General features: G+C 72.5%; 17 protein-coding genes. 7 read left to right on the top strand and 10 right to left on the bottom strand.

Going from position 1 to position 14433, the window contains the following annotated elements; all coding sequences use genetic code 11:
* The first annotated feature begins 19 nt into the window (after positions 1-19).
* A complete protein-coding gene (locus ACQP1S_RS31585) occupies positions 20-1132 on the top strand; it encodes a T3SS (YopN, CesT) and YbjN peptide-binding chaperone 1 (RefSeq protein ID WP_091248982.1) in 1113 nt (370 codons plus the stop codon).
* Positions 1133-1233: 101 nt separating this feature from the next.
* On the opposite strand, the gene ACQP1S_RS31580 is transcribed toward ACQP1S_RS31585, so the two are convergent.
* Positions 1234-1692, bottom strand: a complete 459-nt coding sequence (locus ACQP1S_RS31580) for an Lrp/AsnC family transcriptional regulator (RefSeq protein WP_357896463.1) — start codon at positions 1690-1692, stop codon at positions 1234-1236.
* A gap of 107 nt (positions 1693-1799) precedes the next feature.
* On the opposite strand from ACQP1S_RS31580, the gene ddaH reads away from it, so the two are divergent.
* Entirely contained in the window at positions 1800-2585 is a 786-nt protein-coding gene (ddaH, locus tag ACQP1S_RS31575) for a dimethylargininase (RefSeq protein ID WP_432908478.1), read from the top strand.
* A 146-nt stretch (positions 2586-2731) separates the two neighbouring features.
* On the opposite strand, the gene ACQP1S_RS31570 is transcribed toward ddaH, so the two are convergent.
* Both ACQP1S_RS31570 and ACQP1S_RS31565 read right to left on the bottom strand, forming a co-directional pair.
* On the bottom strand, positions 2732-3946 hold the full coding sequence (locus ACQP1S_RS31570; RefSeq protein ID WP_432901723.1) for an ABC transporter substrate-binding protein: 1215 nt from the start codon (positions 3944-3946) through the stop codon (positions 2732-2734).
* Positions 3947-3975: 29 nt separating this feature from the next.
* Complete coding sequence (locus ACQP1S_RS31565; protein WP_432901721.1) at positions 3976-4821, bottom strand: alpha/beta hydrolase family protein; 846 nt, start codon at positions 4819-4821, stop codon at positions 3976-3978.
* A 137-nt stretch (positions 4822-4958) separates the two neighbouring features.
* Between ACQP1S_RS31565 and ACQP1S_RS31560 the strand changes: the two genes are divergently transcribed.
* Complete coding sequence (locus ACQP1S_RS31560) at positions 4959-5561, top strand: bacterial proteasome activator family protein (protein ID WP_432901719.1); 603 nt, start codon at positions 4959-4961, stop codon at positions 5559-5561.
* 63 nt (positions 5562-5624) lie between these two features.
* On the opposite strand, the gene ACQP1S_RS31555 is transcribed toward ACQP1S_RS31560, so the two are convergent.
* The 3 genes from ACQP1S_RS31555 to ACQP1S_RS31545 form a co-directional block, all read right to left on the bottom strand.
* Positions 5625-6437 carry an HAD family hydrolase gene (locus ACQP1S_RS31555; protein WP_091248958.1) on the bottom strand — a complete coding sequence of 271 codons (813 nt, stop codon included), beginning with the start codon at positions 6435-6437 and terminating at the stop codon, positions 5625-5627.
* Complete coding sequence (locus ACQP1S_RS31550) at positions 6437-7258, bottom strand: Cof-type HAD-IIB family hydrolase (RefSeq protein ID WP_432901717.1); 822 nt, start codon at positions 7256-7258, stop codon at positions 6437-6439. Before ACQP1S_RS31550 ends, ACQP1S_RS31555 begins: the two co-directional genes overlap by 1 nt.
* A gap of 196 nt (positions 7259-7454) precedes the next feature.
* Positions 7455-8168: a hypothetical protein gene (locus ACQP1S_RS31545; protein ID WP_432901715.1), complete on the bottom strand. Its 714-nt coding sequence runs from the start codon at positions 8166-8168 to the stop codon at positions 7455-7457.
* A 117-nt stretch (positions 8169-8285) separates the two neighbouring features.
* Here ACQP1S_RS31545 and ACQP1S_RS31540 point away from each other — a divergent pair, with 117 nt between their 5' ends.
* The 3 genes from ACQP1S_RS31540 (at position 8286) to ACQP1S_RS31530 (ending at position 9976) form a co-directional block, all read left to right on the top strand.
* On the top strand, positions 8286-8717 hold the full coding sequence (locus ACQP1S_RS31540) for an OsmC family protein (protein ID WP_091248949.1): 432 nt from the start codon (positions 8286-8288) through the stop codon (positions 8715-8717).
* A 114-nt stretch (positions 8718-8831) separates the two neighbouring features.
* Positions 8832-9176, top strand: a complete 345-nt coding sequence (locus ACQP1S_RS31535) for a metallopeptidase family protein (RefSeq protein WP_176739077.1) — start codon at positions 8832-8834, stop codon at positions 9174-9176.
* An 80-nt stretch (positions 9177-9256) separates the two neighbouring features.
* Positions 9257-9976 carry an AIM24 family protein gene (locus tag ACQP1S_RS31530; RefSeq protein WP_091248947.1) on the top strand — a complete coding sequence of 240 codons (720 nt, stop codon included), beginning with the start codon at positions 9257-9259 and terminating at the stop codon, positions 9974-9976.
* A 77-nt stretch (positions 9977-10053) separates the two neighbouring features.
* Here ACQP1S_RS31530 and pheA read toward each other — a convergent pair whose 3' ends face one another.
* The 4 genes from pheA to ACQP1S_RS31510 all read right to left on the bottom strand — a co-directional run bounded on the left by pheA (position 10054) and on the right by ACQP1S_RS31510 (position 12994).
* The gene (gene pheA, locus ACQP1S_RS31525; protein ID WP_363672513.1) at positions 10054-11010 is read right to left on the bottom strand and encodes a prephenate dehydratase; all 957 of its coding nucleotides are present in this window, start codon (positions 11008-11010) and stop codon (positions 10054-10056) included.
* 10 nt (positions 11011-11020) lie between these two features.
* Positions 11021-11572 carry a hypothetical protein gene (locus tag ACQP1S_RS31520; RefSeq protein ID WP_245722624.1) on the bottom strand — a complete coding sequence of 184 codons (552 nt, stop codon included), beginning with the start codon at positions 11570-11572 and terminating at the stop codon, positions 11021-11023.
* 51 nt (positions 11573-11623) lie between these two features.
* Positions 11624-12082 (bottom strand): hypothetical protein, encoded by a 459-nt coding sequence (locus tag ACQP1S_RS31515; RefSeq protein WP_091248943.1) that lies wholly within the window; start codon positions 12080-12082, stop codon positions 11624-11626.
* Positions 12083-12256: 174 nt separating this feature from the next.
* Positions 12257-12994: a hypothetical protein gene (locus ACQP1S_RS31510; protein ID WP_432901711.1), complete on the bottom strand. Its 738-nt coding sequence runs from the start codon at positions 12992-12994 to the stop codon at positions 12257-12259.
* 164 nt (positions 12995-13158) lie between these two features.
* Here ACQP1S_RS31510 and ACQP1S_RS31505 point away from each other — a divergent pair, with 164 nt between their 5' ends.
* Complete coding sequence (locus ACQP1S_RS31505) at positions 13159-14376, top strand: arginine deiminase (protein WP_091248935.1); 1218 nt, start codon at positions 13159-13161, stop codon at positions 14374-14376.
* Positions 14377-14433 lie beyond the last annotated feature (57 nt).

Here is a 14433-nt window from a genome sequence, read left to right as displayed (position 1 = left end):
TTGACGGACGGAGGCGATCATGACGGCGGACCACCCCTCGAAGCCGACCGGTGATCAGCCCGGCACCTCGCCGGCGCATCACGATCACCACGAGTCGATCCTGCTGGACGAGCCGAGCACGGCCGACCTGCGGGCCAAGGTCACCGAGGCGTGGCGGGAGTTCGCGCGGGCGCTGGCCGCGCGGCTGCGCGAGCTGCCCACCGGGGCGCAGCTCGAACTCACCCTGGACCCGACCGCCTCCGGCACGGGTGACGCGGTCTATTCGATCAGCGTGGCCGCCGGTGAGGGTGGCCGGATCTCCGCGCGGGCGGTCGGCAACGCCACCCTGCCGCAGGGTTTCCGGCTGGACCGCGCCGCGGTGGCCGACATGATCGCGCTCGGCTGGTCGCCGCCCGGCGTGGTGGCGGGCTCCGGCGAACACTTCGGCCTGGAGGGGGTGGCCGGCGACGCCAGCAAGCTGGCCGGGCTGCTCTCCCGCACCCTGCGGGACGTGTACGGGGCACCGCACCCGGCCTTCCTGGTCTATCTCAGCCAGGACGCCGAGGGTGAGTCGTTGCCGATCGAGGCGCTCGGCACCGCGCGCAGCGAGTTCGGCCCCGACCAGGACGTCGAGGCCGACCTGGATGAGGCGCTGGCCGCCGCGGCGAACGCCCAGAGCGGCGAGCAGGAGGTCCTCGACCTGCCCGAACGGGTCCGGACGGTGGTGTCGACCATGCTGAAGTCGACCTCCGAACACCTCCAGATCGATTCCGACGGGGACATCAACATCCGGGCCGGGTCGGCGATGGTCTTCGTCCGGGTCCGCGACAATCCGCCGTTGGTCGACGTCTTCTCGCCGGTGCTGACCGAGGTCGAGCCGACCGAGCGGCTGTACGTGAAGCTCTCCGAGTTGACCAACCGGATGCCGATCGGCCGGCTGTACTGCGCCGACGACACCGTCTGGGCGTCCATCCCGGTCTTCGGCCGCAACTTCCAGGCCACCCACCTGATGCTGGCGGTGCAGGTGATGACCGGCCTCGCCGACGAGTTGGACGACCGGCTGCACGGTGAGTTCGGCGGGAAGCGGTTCTTCGGTGAGGGCGACAAGCCGAGCCGGGGCGACACCGAGCACCGCACCGGCATGTACCTCTGACAGTGCTGCCCACCGCCCACCGCCCACCGGACAACCGCGCCGCGCCGCCGCTGCGCCGCTGCGGGCCGCGTCGCCGGGTGCGGCATGGGCGGCACGGGCGGTCAGGGGGTGGACGGACCGACGCCGGGTGACTCGACCAGTCGGGACAGCACGATGGTGCTCCGGGTGGAGGTGACGAACGGCTCCGCCCGGAGCCGCTCCAGCGCCTCCTCCAGGTGGGAGATGTCGGCGGCGCGCAGGTGCACGAGCGCGTCGGCCTCCCCGGAGACGGTGTAGGCGCCGACCACCTCGGGGTGCCGGCGGGCGGCCACCCCGAGCTGGGTGGGCGTGGTCCGGCCGGCGCAGAACAGCTCGACGAACGCCTCGGTGGTCCAGCCGACGGCGGCCGGGTCCACCACGGCGGTGAAGCCCCGGATCACCCCGGTGGCCCGGAGTCGGTCCACCCGTCGCTTGACCGCAGGCGCGGAGAGTGACACCCGGGCACCGATGTCCGCGTACGAGGTTCGGGCGTCCGCCACGAGCAACGCAATGATTCGCTGGTCGACCGCGTCTATCTGCAACGTTCCGCCTCGGGGAAGCAATGGTTGTGGCTGTTACCAACGTTCTACGCTACCTACCCTTGGTGACCGTGAACCAGCAGCGCGTCCCGCGAAAGCGGACATATCTCATGTGTGCCCCCGAGCACTTCGCCGTGGAGTACGCCATCAATCCGTGGATGGACGTCACCACCGGTGTCGACCAGGTGCTGGCGGTCAAACAGTGGGACCGGCTGCGGGACACGCTGGTCGGGCTCGGCCACGAGGTGCACGTGCTGACCCCGCAGGCGGGGCTGCCGGACATGGTCTTCGCGGCCAACGGCGCCTTCGGGGTGGACGGGACGGTCTACGGCGCGCAGTTCAAGCATCCGCAGCGGACCGCCGAGGCCGCCGCGCACCGGGCGTTCTACCAGGAGCACGGCTGGCACTTCATCGCGCCGAGCGAGACCAACGAAGGGGAGGGCGACTTCGCCTACCTGCCCGAGGCGCACGGTGGGTTGGTCCTCGCCGGGCACGGGTTCCGCACCGAGTTGCCGGCGCACGCCGAGGCACAGGAGGCGCTGGGCCGCCCGGTGGTGTCGCTGCGCCTGGTCGACCCGCGTTTCTACCACCTGGACACTGCGCTCGCCTCGATCGACGACGGCAACATCGCGTACTTCCCGGGGGCCTTCTCGGCGGCCAGCCAGCGGGTGCTCACCCAGCTCTTCCCGGACGCGGTGCTCGCCGACGACGAGGACGCGCTGGCCTTCGGCCTGAACCTGGTCAGCGACGGGGCGAACGTGGTGCTCAACAGCGAGGCGACCCGGCTGGCCGGGAAGCTCAAGGCGGCCGGGTACACCCCGCTGCCGGTGGAACTCGCCGAGCTGAAGAAGGGCGGCGGCAGCGTCAAGTGCTGCATCGCGGAGCTGCGCCCCTGACCGACCCGGCCACCGTGAAGGCCGACCGGGCCCGGACACGGTGAAGGGCCCACAGGTCGGGCCCGGACACGGTGAAGGGCCCACAGGTCGGGCCGAATATCAGGAAGGGCCGGCCCCGTCCGGGGTCGGCCCTTCGTGGGTACGGTTCAGCCGAGGGTGGCGATCTCGTTGATCAGGACGTTGGAGAGCAGCCGGCCGTCGAACTGCACCTTGCGCAGGTACCACTTCTGCTGCGGGGTACGCGGCTGGTTGAACTGCCACGGTCCGCGCGGGCTGTCGATCTGGCCGATCTTGCCCAGCGCCAGGTTGACCTGCTGCGGGGTGGGCTCCGCGCCGGCCAGCCGGATCGCCTTGTCGAGCACCTGCGCGGCGTCGTACGAGGCCATCGCGTAGGTGGTGGGGGAGACGTTGTAGGTCTTGCGGTACGCCGAGGCGAAGATCCGGTTGGCGTTGTTGTTCAGGTCGGCCGAGTAGTTCAGCGAGGTCTGGATGGTGCCGGCCTTGAGGCTGTCGTCCGCGTTGACCAGGGTCGAGCGCAGGTCGGTGAGGATGTTGCCCTCGGTCAGGAAGCCGGGCGCGTAGATGTCGCCGAACCACCGGCTGCGGCGAAGCTGCCGGATGAACTGCTCACCCGCGGTGCCGGAGTAGAAGCAGAAGATGCCGTCCGGTTGGCGGCTGAGCGCCTCGGTGATCTGCGCGGTGAACTCGCCCTCGCCGGGGGTGGGGTTGGCGGTGGTGAGGATCGGTGCGCCGATGATCCGGGGGTCGTCGGCGCCGAAGCCGTCCCGGAAACCGTTGATCACGTCCTGGCTGGCGGTGCCCTCGGGGGCGACGATGGCGAGCCGGCTGCCGGCGGGCAATGTTCGCCGCAGGTAGGACCCGAGCGCGCGGCCCGGCTCGTCCAGCACGTACGACGTCCGCCAGATGTAGACGACGCTCTGGAGGCTGGGCGGGGAGGCGTTGGACCCGATCAACGGCACCCGGGCCTTCTCCACCGCGTCCCGGATGCCGGACATCACGGTCGAGTTGACCACGCCGCTCATGGCGAGCACGTTCTGGGCGAGCAGGGTGTCGACGGCGGCCTGGCCACTCTTGGCGTTGTCACCCTCGTCGACGGTCACCACGGTCGTCGGGTGCCCGCCGAGCTGCTGTCCGTTCATGGCCAGGAAGAGCTGGAAGCCGTTCTCGATGTCCTCGCCGATCGCCTTGCCGTCGCCGTTCTCCGGCCGGATCAGCCCGACCTTGATCGGTTTGCCCACGACCGGGGTCTCGGTGTCGTCCGTGCCGCAGGCGGCGGCCAGTCCGGTGGTACCGAGCGCGGCCAGCAGCTGAAGGGCCCGCCTGCGGTTCATCTGCGACACCGAAATCCTTCCGGGAGCATTGCCGGGCGTCACCGCCCCTCCGGCGTTCTACCTGGTGGGCGGCCCTGCGTCAATGAATCTTGATCTTCAAGCAGCGACTGCAATGCAGCTCTTACCTGTGGCCAGACCGCCGAGAGTGGGTCGATCAACCCGAAGTGCTCGCATTCCGGCAGCTCAACGAGGGTGACCGGGGCTCCGGCGGCTCGTGCGGTGGCAGCATATGACCTGCTCAGAGCGATCGGCACCTGGCGGTCCTGCATCCCGTGCAAAATCACTGTCCGTGTCCGCAGCGGTACCGAACTGCGGGGGTCGGCCGCCGCGTACCGCTGCGGGTGTTCGGTCGGACCGCCGCCGAGCAGCGCGGCCACCGCACCCGAATCCAGATCCCGCCGGTACGCCTCGACGAGGTCGGCCACCGGGGCCAGTGCCAGCACCCCGGCCACGGCCTGTGGGGCGTGCGCCGCGACGTGCAACGCGAGCTGCCCACCCGCCGAGTGCCCCAGCAGCACCAGCGGCCCCTCGGCGACCTGCCCCGGCAGGGCGCGCGCCGCCAACCCGGGCAGTGCCGTCACCCCCGCCCGGACGTCGGAGAGGGTGTTCGGCCACCCACCGTCCGGCTGACCGGTGCGCCGGTATTCCAGCTGGGCCACCGGCCACCCCAGGTCGGCCAGCGTGGCGGCGAGCGGGCCGGTGTGGGTGCGGTCGTACCCGGCCCGCCAGAAGCCCCCGTGCAGCACCGCCACCAGCGGGCGGACCGGACCGTCCCCGACCGGCCGGCGCAGGTCGACGAGCTGCTCCGGCTGGTCGCCGTAGCGCACGGTCAGGTCCGGCGGCGGGGCGGGCCGGGTGAGCACGGCCCGCGGGTCGGAGGGCATGCCGGCGACGGTAGCGCGGTCGACGGCCCGGCGGTGTCCCCCGCCACCAGCGGGAACGCGCGACCGGCGGTCCGTCGGTGGTGGTGGGCCGGGCGGCTGGTGGTCCGGGCGAGTGCGGCGGGACCGGGTGGGTAAAGATGGGTGCCATGACCGAAGCGCACTCGACTGGACAAGATGACGAGCCGGGCCGCGAGGACGGGCACTCGGGCACCGTGGTGGTGGTCGGCCCGGACGGCCGCCCGGTCGGCACCGTGCAGACCGACGAGGCCGGCGAGGACCCGACCCGGCTGGTCGAGCAGCCGGCCAAGGTGATGCGGATCGGCAGCATGATCAAGCAGCTGCTGGAGGAGGTCAAGGCCGCACCGCTCGACGACGCCAGCCGGCACCGGATGCGGGAGATCCACGAGCGGTCGATCGTCGAGCTGAAGGACGGTCTCGCCCCCGAGCTGCGCGAGGAGCTGGAACGGCTCTCGCTGCCGTTCGCCGAGGACCAGGCCCCCAGCGAGGGGGAGCTGCGGATCGCCCACGCCCAGCTGGTCGGCTGGCTGGAAGGGCTCTTCCACGGCATCCAGGCGGCCCTGGTGGCCCAGCAGATGGCCGCCCGGGTGCAGTTGGAGCAGATGCGTTCCGGTGGCCGTGCCGCCCTGCCCAGTGGCCCCGGCGGGATGATCCCCGGCATCCCCGGGATGGGGCCGCAGCCCGGTGGCGGTGAGGGCCACAACACCGGCCAGTACCTCTGATCCCCACCCGCCGACCCTGAGCCGTGCGCCGGGGCGTTGCCGCGTGGCGACGCCCCGGTCCGCTCAGCCCACCCCGAAGACCTTCTCCAGGTACGTCGCCACCCCGTCGGCGGTGTTCGCCCCGGTCACCTCGTCGGCGATCTCCAGGACGGCGGGGTGCGCGTTGGCCACCGCCACCGCCCGCCCCGCCCAGGTGAGCATGGGCACGTCGTTGGGCATGTCACCGAAGGCGAGCACGTCGGACTGCCGTACGCCGATCCGGGCCGCGTACCAGGCCAGCCCGGCCGCCTTGGTCACCCCGGCGGCGGAGATCTCCACCAGCCCGCTGTACGACGAGTGCGTCGCCTCGGCCAGCCCCTCCAGCGCCCCCGCCACCACCTGCACGAAGGCGTCCGGGTCCTGGGTGCCGGCCCGGGCCAGCAGCTTCACCGCCGGCACCGAGGCCAGCTCCTCCGGCGACTCGACGGCCCGGATGGCCTCGTGGTCGGCGTCCCAGCGCAGCGGGTAGTGCGCCTCGTGCCGCATCTCCCGGCTGTCCACGATCTCCACCGCGAAACTGACCTCCGGCACCGCCGCCCGCAGCCGGCGGGCCACCTCGGCGAGCAGTTGCGGGTCGAGCGGATCGGCCCGCAGCACCTGGTCGGTGTCCGGGTCGTACACCACCGCGCCGTTGGCGCAGATCGCCGGCAACGGCGCGGACAGCTGGTCGTACACCATCTGGAGCCAGCGGATCGGGCGGCCGGTGACCAGTACGACCGGCGTGCCCGCCGCGGCGACCCGCTCCAGCACCGCCGTGGTGCGGGCGCTGAGCCGTCGGTCGTCGCCGAGCAGGGTGCCGTCGATGTCGCTGGCGACCAGCCGTGGTGTCTCTCCCATCACCGGGAGAGTAGTCGGTCCAGATAGACCGCCACCCCGTCGTCGTCGTTGCGCAGGGTCACCTCGTCGGCGGCGGCCCGCACCAGCGGGTGGGCGTTCGACACGGCCACCCGGGACCAGCCGGCCCAGGCGAACATCGGCAGGTCGTTGGGCATGTCCCCGAAGACCAGCACGTCCGCCGGGTCGACGCCGAGCCGGTCGGCGACCACGGTCAGGCCGCTGGCCTTGTCCACCCCCGGCGGGCAGATCTCGACGAAGCCGAGGCCGGCCTGGGTGAGGCTGGCCACCTCCGGCCCGACGAACTGCCGGGCGGTCTCCAGCAACTCGTCCACGTGGTGGTCGGCGGTCCGGACGAATGCCTTGATCACGTCGTGGGAGAGACATTCGGCGCGGGTGCGCGCCTCGAACCGGTCCTGGTAGGGCCAGGCCGGGTGGTAGTCGCCCCAGAGTGGCGCGTCGTGCTCGTCGGACCCCTCGACCATGACGGTCAGCGGGCCGACGGCGGCCTCCAGGTCGGTCAGCAGCGCGGCCAACACCTCGGCGGACAGCCGCTCGTCGCGCAGCACCACCGGGCCGGCCGGGTCGCTCTGGTCCACCACGCAGCCACCCCCGGCCATCACCAGGTAGTCGGCGGCCCGGATGTCGTTGCGGGTGAGTTCCTTCAACCGGGGGCCGCGGCCGGTGGCACCGACCACCGGGATACCGGCGGCCCGCACCCGGTCGAGCACCCCGTGGGTGTACGCAGAGACGGTCTCGTCGCTGCGCACCAGCGTGCCGTCGAGGTCGGTGGCGATGAGTTTCGGCAGTCCCGGGCGGGTCATCGTTCCTCCTTGCCCGCCGCCGTCCGTACCGGTCATCCGACCCGGTGTGACGGCGGGCAGCAACCGTACCTCGCCGAACAGGTCGCGACCACGGCTTCCCGGCGAACCGGGTGCCAACGCCGGATGGCCGCCGGACCGCTCACCGCGGGTCCGCGCCGGTGCCGGGGCGGGGGCCGGTCGTGGCGGGTGACGGCGCTCAGGCGTCGGACTCGCGGCGGGCGAACGGGACCGTCGGGGCGACGGTCAGGTCGGCGGGCGCGGCCGGTCGGTCGTCGCCGCCGGGATCGACCCCGGCCGGTTCCGCCCCGTCACCGAGGCCGTCGTCCCGGAGCCGGACGTCCGGCTCCGGGACGACGGTGAGCAGTGCCGCCCCGACCAGCACGACGGCCACGAACGCCATCACCAGGCCCCGGCCGTAGTCCACCCGGAACCCGTCCTCGGGGGAGTAGAACAGCGCCCGCTGGCCGGAGTCGTCCAACGAGAACGCGGTGACGGTGAGCAGGACCACCAGGGCGCCCGCCACGGCCAGACCGGCCAGCCGGGCGTCGTGCCGGGCCGCCGCCCGCCCGCGCAGGGTCAGCACCACCGCGACGCTGAGCAGCAACAATCCCATCAGGTAGGCGATTCCGAAGCCGCCCACCTCGGCCACTCCACCGGGTACCCGGATGGTGCCGCTGCCCTCCGGACCACCGTTCGGGACGGTCATCACCAGCCACTCCCCGGCCATCGACGCCGTGGCGGCGACCGCGCCGAGCAGGGTCAGCACCGGGGGCAGCCGGCGGTCCCGGCGCAGCGCGGTGGGCCAGTGCCCGAACCGTCGGCCGGTCGGTCGTTCGGGGGCACCCCACTCCAGCACGGCGCTGTCGTCCGTGCGGTCGTCCTGTCTCGGGATGGGGAGATCCTGGGACATCGGCCACCTTCCGCGTCGCGGGCCTGACCCGCATCATCCCACGTCGGAACGCCACCGGCCGGGAGCCGGCACCCGGAAGGTCGGCAGCGCGGTGGGGGTTCGACTAGCGTTCGGGGTATGCCTATCCGTACCGCATCCGCACGTTGGCAGGGCAATCTCACCGAGGGCGCCGGGACCGTCCGCACCGGCAAGGGCGGCCTGGAGGGGAACTACTCCTTCAAGTCGCGCTTCGAGGAGGGTGAGGGGACCAATCCGGAGGAGCTGATCGGCGCGGCCCACGCGGGCTGCTTCTCGATGGCGCTCTCCAAGCAGCTCGCCGACGCCGGCCTGTCCGACACCTCGGTGGAGACCACCGCCAAGGTGCACTTCGACAAGACCGACGCGGGGATGACCGTCACCCGGATCGACCTGGAGACCGTCGGTCAGGCCCCGGGCCTGGACGAGGCCCAGTTCACCAAGCTGGCCGAGGCCGCCAAGGAGGGCTGCCCGATCTCCCGGCTGCTCTCCCCCGGCGCGCAGATCAGCCTCACCGCCCGCCTCGCCTCCTGATCCGTCCCGGTTGCCGCCCGGCCCGCACGCGGGCCGGGCGGCAACCGGGGTACGGGCGGGACCTCGACGGACCGGTGGGCGGGCGGCGGGTCGGGCACAATGGGTGAGGTGCCCGTGGAGATGAGCCGTGAACGCTTCGAGGAGCTGGTCGGCGAGGCCCTCGACGAGGTGCCCGAGGAGTTGCTCCGGCTGATGAGCAACGTGGTCATCCTGGTCGAGGACGACCCACCCGCCGGTGAGAACCTGCTCGGCCTCTACGAGGGGCACGCGCTGACCGAACGCGGCTGGAGCTACTCGGGCGTGCTGCCCGACCGGATCTTCATCTACCGTCGGCCGATCCTGCACATCTGCGCCACCGAGGACGACGTGATCGAGGAGGTGGCGGTGACCGTGGTGCACGAGATCGCCCATCACTTCGGCATCGACGACGAGCGGTTGCACGCGTTGGGCTGGGGCTGAGCGCGCCGCTCGGCTGATGCGGCAGTTGCGGGGGCTGCCTACCGTGGGGCGAGCACATCCCCGATCAGGAGGAAGACCCCATGCGCAGCGCGCTGTTCTCGGCAGAAAACCTGGAGAAGGAGTCCGCCCAGCCCGGCATGCGGCTGCAGAACTCCAAGATGCTCAAGATCGAACTCAACGGTGAGGCGATGGCCCGGGTCGGGTCCATGGTCGCCTACCAGGGGCAGGTGCAGTTCCAGGCGCTCGGCTCGGGCGGCATCGGCAAGTTCATCAAGCAGCGGCTCACCGGCGAGGGGGTGCCGCTGATGAAGCTCAGCGGCCACGGTGACGTCTTCCTCGCCGAGTTGGCCAAGGACGTGCACATCATCGACCTGGAGCCGGGCGACGCCCTGTCGATCAACGGGTCCAGCGTGCTGGCCTTCGACTCCTCCCTGTCGTACGACATCAAGATGGTCGGTGGCGCGGGGATGGCCTCGTCCGGCCTGTTCAACTGCGTGTTCAGCGGCCACGGTCGGATCGCCATCACCACCAAGGGCACCCCGGTCGTGCTCAACGTCGACGCGCCCACCTACGTCGACCCGCAGGCCGCCGTCTGCTGGTCGGCCAACCTCCAGACCGGCTACCACCGGGCCGAGCAACTCGGCCTGGGCACCCTGCTCGGTCGCAGCACCGGTGAGGCGTTCACCATGAGCTTCGCCGGCCAGGGCTTCGTCGTGGTCCAGCCGTCGGAGGAGCCGCCGGTCCAGGGCAGCGGCACTCAGCAGCAGCAACAGGGCCTGCTCGGCGGTCTGCTCAGCTGACCTGCACCGGATGGGGGCGGTCCCGCGTGGGACCGCCCCCATCCGTCTGTGTGCCGTGGAGATCCGCGGCGGCGGGGTCAGCTCAGTTCGCCGGAGCGCAGCCGGGCCAGCCAGGCCGCCGCGTCGGTGTAGTCGGCGTCCGACAGGCCGGCCGGCGCCGGGACCGGCCGGTCGCCCACCGCGTCGGTCCACCGGTGCCGGGGGTACGACCCGAGGAAGCGCACCTCGGCGCAGACCCGACGCAGCCCCTGCAACGCCTCACCGAGCCGGGCGTCCGCGACGTGACCGGTGCAGTCGAGGAAGAAGACGTACCGGCCGAGCGCCTCACCGGTGGGACGGGACTCGATCCGGGTCAGGTTGACCCCCCGGACGGCCAACTCCATCAGCACCGACAGCAGGGCGCCCACCCGGTCGTGGGCGATGTAGACCACCAGCGAGGTGAGGTCGTCACCGGTCGGCGGCGGGGGCGGGCCGGGGCGGGACAGCAGGGCGAAGCGGGTCACCGCGTCCGGATGATCGGCGATCTTGTCGGCGAGCAGCGTCAACCGGTGCCGGGCCGCCCCGATCGGGGCGCAGATCGCCGCGTCGTACTCCCCGTTCGCCGCGCCGGCCGCCGCCGCGCCGTTGGAGAGCACGTCGATCACCGTGGCGTCGGGCAGATGGGCGCGCAGCCAGTTGCGGCACTGGGTGGACGCCTGCGGATGGGCGGCCACGCTGCGCACCCCGGCGAGGTCGGTGCCGGGGCGGGCGCCGAGCACGAACTCCACCGACAGGATCACCTCCCGGGTGATCACCAGCGGGCCCCCCTCGGCCAGCTCGTCCAGGGTCACCCCGACCGCGCCGCCGATCGAGTTCTCCATCGGCACCAGCGCCGCGTCCGCCTCACCGGCCCGTACGCTCTCCAACGCCTCACCGACACTGCGGGCGGGCGTACGACTGCCGTGCTCGGCGGCCGGGACGGTACGCAACGCCTGTTCGGCGAAGGTGCCCTCGGGGCCGAGGTAGACGTATCGGGTCGGCGGTGTTCCGGGCATGCCGACCAGCCTACGCACCCGGTGGCAGCCCGGTCGCGGCGTCGCAGGCCAACGTCCGGATGGCGGGCGGTGCGACCGCCTTCACCTCGATCGAGCAGACGTCCGTCCCGGCGGTGACCAACCGCAGCGCCCCCGGCTCACCCCGGCTGACCGCCTGGAGTTCCTCGTGCCCGCTGACCGCCAGCACGGTGTACTGCCAGCCGTCGGCGCAGAGCGGCCCGTCGACGGCCCGTACCGTCACGTTTCCCGGCAGCACGTCGTCGCGGAGCAGCCCGATCACCCGGTTGGCGGTGGGCCGGCCGGCGCAGTCCGTGGCGACCGCGGCGGCGGTGGGGGCCGGCGGCGTCGGGGTCGACGGCAGGGTGGGGGTCAGTGGCGGGAGGGTGGGCGGCATGGTCGGCGGCGCGGTCACGGCGGGCGTCGGCGGGGCGACGGGGATCGCCACCCGGCGTTCCGGCGGGGCCGCGCATCCGGTGGCCGGTAGCACGGCGAGCAGGACCACAGCGAGCCGGGCGGTGACCGGCCGGCGGTGCGGGGGGCGGTGTGCGGGGTCAGGCGGCACGGGCCGATCCTCGGGGGAGTCGCGCGGGGGCGGCGGGACGGGGAGAGCCGGTCAGATCGCGGAGAAGAAGGTGAGTGAACCGGCGACCGACCCGTCGGTGAGCATCGGCGTGGAGATGGCGTCGACGGTGGCGTAGGTGGTGTCGTCGCCGGCCGGTTGCACCCTCAGCAGCCCCCGGGCGAGTCGACCGGAGTGCAGGGCGAGCAGCGGCGGGATCTTGTCGGTCTCCTGCTCGGGCAGCTCGTGCCGGGCGGCGGTGAAGTCGAGCAGCCGCAGGCCCCCTTCGAGCAGCGGCAGGCCGACCACCTCCTCGGGGGCACCGAGGCAGAGCAGTTCGCAGCCGGCGGCGGAGATGGCCACCACCCGGGTGTCGGCGGCGATCAGGAGGCAGGGCTCCTCGGCGTGTGAGACGGTGGCCGACCACTGCCCGACGTTGTCGCCCCCCGGCCCTGTCGGCGTCCGTGCGGCCGGCACGAACACGTCCGAGAGCGAGAGTTCGACGTGGGCCACCGCGCCTCCTAGGTACACCGACGGACTGTCCACGCTAGCCGGTCTTCATGACGGTCGCCGACCGCGCTGGAGCCACCGGCCGCCGGTGTGGATCGGGTGCCCTGGTGGGCGGCCGGCGACGGCGCGGACCGGAGATGTCGGGGGGACCGGTACCGTGGGGCGTCGCCGGTGACGTTACCGGCGACCTGCCGACTTGTCAGCGGCCGTTCGGCCCTCGTCGTACCACCGGTAGTCGCCGGCGGGACGGTAGGTGCCGTTGTGCCAGGTCTGCGGTGCCTGGGCGACCCGGGACAGCTTCTCGGCGGTGGCCGGGCTGATCCGGTTGCCCCCGGCGACGAGGAGCCGGTCCAGCTCCCGGTGGGTCGCCATCATGCAGTCCTTGGGCAGGCCGTAGACGCTGATGACGCCGGAGCCGACGAAGGTCAGCACCGGCGTCACCGGGATCGGCAGCCCGACCGCTGCGGTGAGTGCCTTACTCGCCCGCTTGGCGTCCTTGCGGGCCTCGGCCACGTACGGCGGGCGCTTGCCGTTGATCTGCACCACGTCCCCGGCGACCAGCACGCGGGCCCGGCCGTGGTCGGCGATGCTGACCGCGAAGAGCCCGCTGGGGCCGATGGCGAGGAACCCGGCGCGTTCGTCCTGGCCGTGGTCGCGCAGGACGTCGGAGACGTCGGTGCGTGGCCACTCGATGACGTGCCAGGCGGGGCCCAGGTGGTCGAGTTGCCCGAGCGCCCGCGCCCCGGCGGCCTCCAGCCGGCGGGCACCCCGCTCGGCGCGGCGTCGACGCGCCCATTCCAGTGGGGTCGGACGGGCCGGATCGAGTGCCGCGGACCCGTCGGGACGGGGGTGCGGCACCGCCACGGGCGGCAGTGCCCGGGTGGGTACGGCTCGACGAGCGGGAAAGACAGTCATCGCGACCTCCGGCAAAAGGTCCCTCGAAAGTTATGGTCTCACTACCCTACGTCGCCACTGTGGGGGTACGGCAAGTTGGAGCGCCGGAATGAGTGCGGATGAATGCCATATTCATCCGCTGTTCTTCCGCTGAAGATCGTTCACCACTGCCCTACGCTGCGGGGGTGACCCACTACGTGGACAGCGAGGTCGGTCGACTCGGCACGGTGCTGTTGCACCGGCCGGGTCCGGAACTTGCCCGCCTCACCCCCCGCAACAACGACTCGTTGCTCTTCGACGCTATCCCATGGGTCGGCCGGGCCCAGGAGGAGCACGACGCCTTCGCCGCCGAGCTGCGCGGGCGCGGCGTGGAGGTGCTCTACCTCGCCACCCTGCTCGCCGAGACCCTCGCCGTCGCCGAGGCCCGCGCCGACCTCACCGAGCAAGTGCTCAGCTCGCCCCGGCTGGGCGACACCCTGCGCCGCCGGGTCGCCGACCACCTCGCCTACCTCGACCCGGCCGGGCTGGCCGGCGTGCTCACCGCCGGCCTCGCCCACGAGGAGGTACGGATCAGCGCCGAGCGCCCCGGCGGTCTGGTCTGGACGATGATGGACCGGCACGAGTTCGTCATCGACCCGCTGCCCAACCTGCTCTTCACCCGGGACTCGTCACTGTGGATCGGCGACCGGGTCGGGGTCACCAGCCTCGCCATGCCGGCCCGCCGCCGGGAGACCACGCTGACCGACGCGATCTACCGCTACCACCCCCGTTTCGTCGGCACCCGGGCCGTCTACCACCCCGGTCTGGAGCATCTCGAAGGCGGCGACGTGCTGCTGCTCGCCCCCGGGGTGCTCGCCGTGGGGGTGGGCGAGCGGACCACCCCGGCCGGTGCCGAGCGGCTGGCCCGGCAGGTCTTCGCCGCCGGCCTGGCGCACACCATGCTGGTGGTGCCCATCGCCCAGGAACGGGCCACCATGCACCTCGACACCGTCTGCACCATGGTCGACGTCGACGCGGTGCTGATGTACCCCAACGTGGCCAGCACGCTGTCGGCGTACACGGTGATCGCCGGGCCGGACGGCGAGCCCCGGGTCGACGGCCCCGCGCCGTTCCTGCGCGCGGCGGCCGACGCGATGGACCTCGACCAGCTCCGGGTGATCGACACCGGCCTCGACCCGGTGACCGCCGAACGTGAGCAGTGGGACGACGGCAACAACACCCTCGCCCTGGCCCCCCGGCTCTGCGTCGGCTACGAACGCAACGTGGAGACCAACGCCCAGTTGGAGCGCGCCGGCATCGAGGTCATCCCGATCGCCGGTTCGGAGCTGGGCTCCGGCCGGGGCGGCCCCCGCTGCATGTCCTGCCCGCTGGTCCGCGAGCCCCTGCACCCGCCCGCCGCCTGAGCCGCCGGCAGGGGGCCGCCCGCCAGCGGGGCGGCTCCGGCAAGGCAGGACGGCTCA

The sequence above is a fragment of the Micromonospora matsumotoense genome, from assembly GCF_050951065.1.
GTDB classification, from domain to species: domain Bacteria; phylum Actinomycetota; class Actinomycetes; order Mycobacteriales; family Micromonosporaceae; genus Micromonospora; species Micromonospora matsumotoensis.
The sequence above is the reverse complement of the archived record's forward strand: the minus strand, read 5'-3'. Positions and strand labels throughout refer to the sequence as shown.

Coding starts and splice junctions, on each gene's coding strand:
- ACQP1S_RS31555 (WP_091248958.1), bottom strand. CDS start 6,437: ATGGGAGAGACACCACGGCTGGTCGCCAGCGACATCGACGGCACCCTG.
- ACQP1S_RS31540 (WP_091248949.1), top strand. CDS start 8,286: ATGCCTATCCGTACCGCATCCGCACGTTGGCAGGGCAATCTCACCGAG.
- pheA (WP_363672513.1), bottom strand. CDS start 11,010: ATGCCCGGAACACCGCCGACCCGATACGTCTACCTCGGCCCCGAGGGC.
- ddaH (WP_432908478.1), top strand. CDS start 1,800: ATGTGTGCCCCCGAGCACTTCGCCGTGGAGTACGCCATCAATCCGTGG.
- ACQP1S_RS31530 (WP_091248947.1), top strand. CDS start 9,257: ATGCGCAGCGCGCTGTTCTCGGCAGAAAACCTGGAGAAGGAGTCCGCC.
- ACQP1S_RS31565 (WP_432901721.1), bottom strand. CDS start 4,821: ATGCCCTCCGACCCGCGGGCCGTGCTCACCCGGCCCGCCCCGCCGCCG.
- ACQP1S_RS31550 (WP_432901717.1), bottom strand. CDS start 7,258: ATGACCCGCCCGGGACTGCCGAAACTCATCGCCACCGACCTCGACGGC.
- ACQP1S_RS31510 (WP_432901711.1), bottom strand. CDS start 12,994: ATGACTGTCTTTCCCGCTCGTCGAGCCGTACCCACCCGGGCACTGCCG.
- ACQP1S_RS31545 (WP_432901715.1), bottom strand. CDS start 8,168: ATGTCCCAGGATCTCCCCATCCCGAGACAGGACGACCGCACGGACGAC.
- ACQP1S_RS31585 (WP_091248982.1), top strand. CDS start 20: ATGACGGCGGACCACCCCTCGAAGCCGACCGGTGATCAGCCCGGCACC.
- ACQP1S_RS31560 (WP_432901719.1), top strand. CDS start 4,959: ATGGGTGCCATGACCGAAGCGCACTCGACTGGACAAGATGACGAGCCG.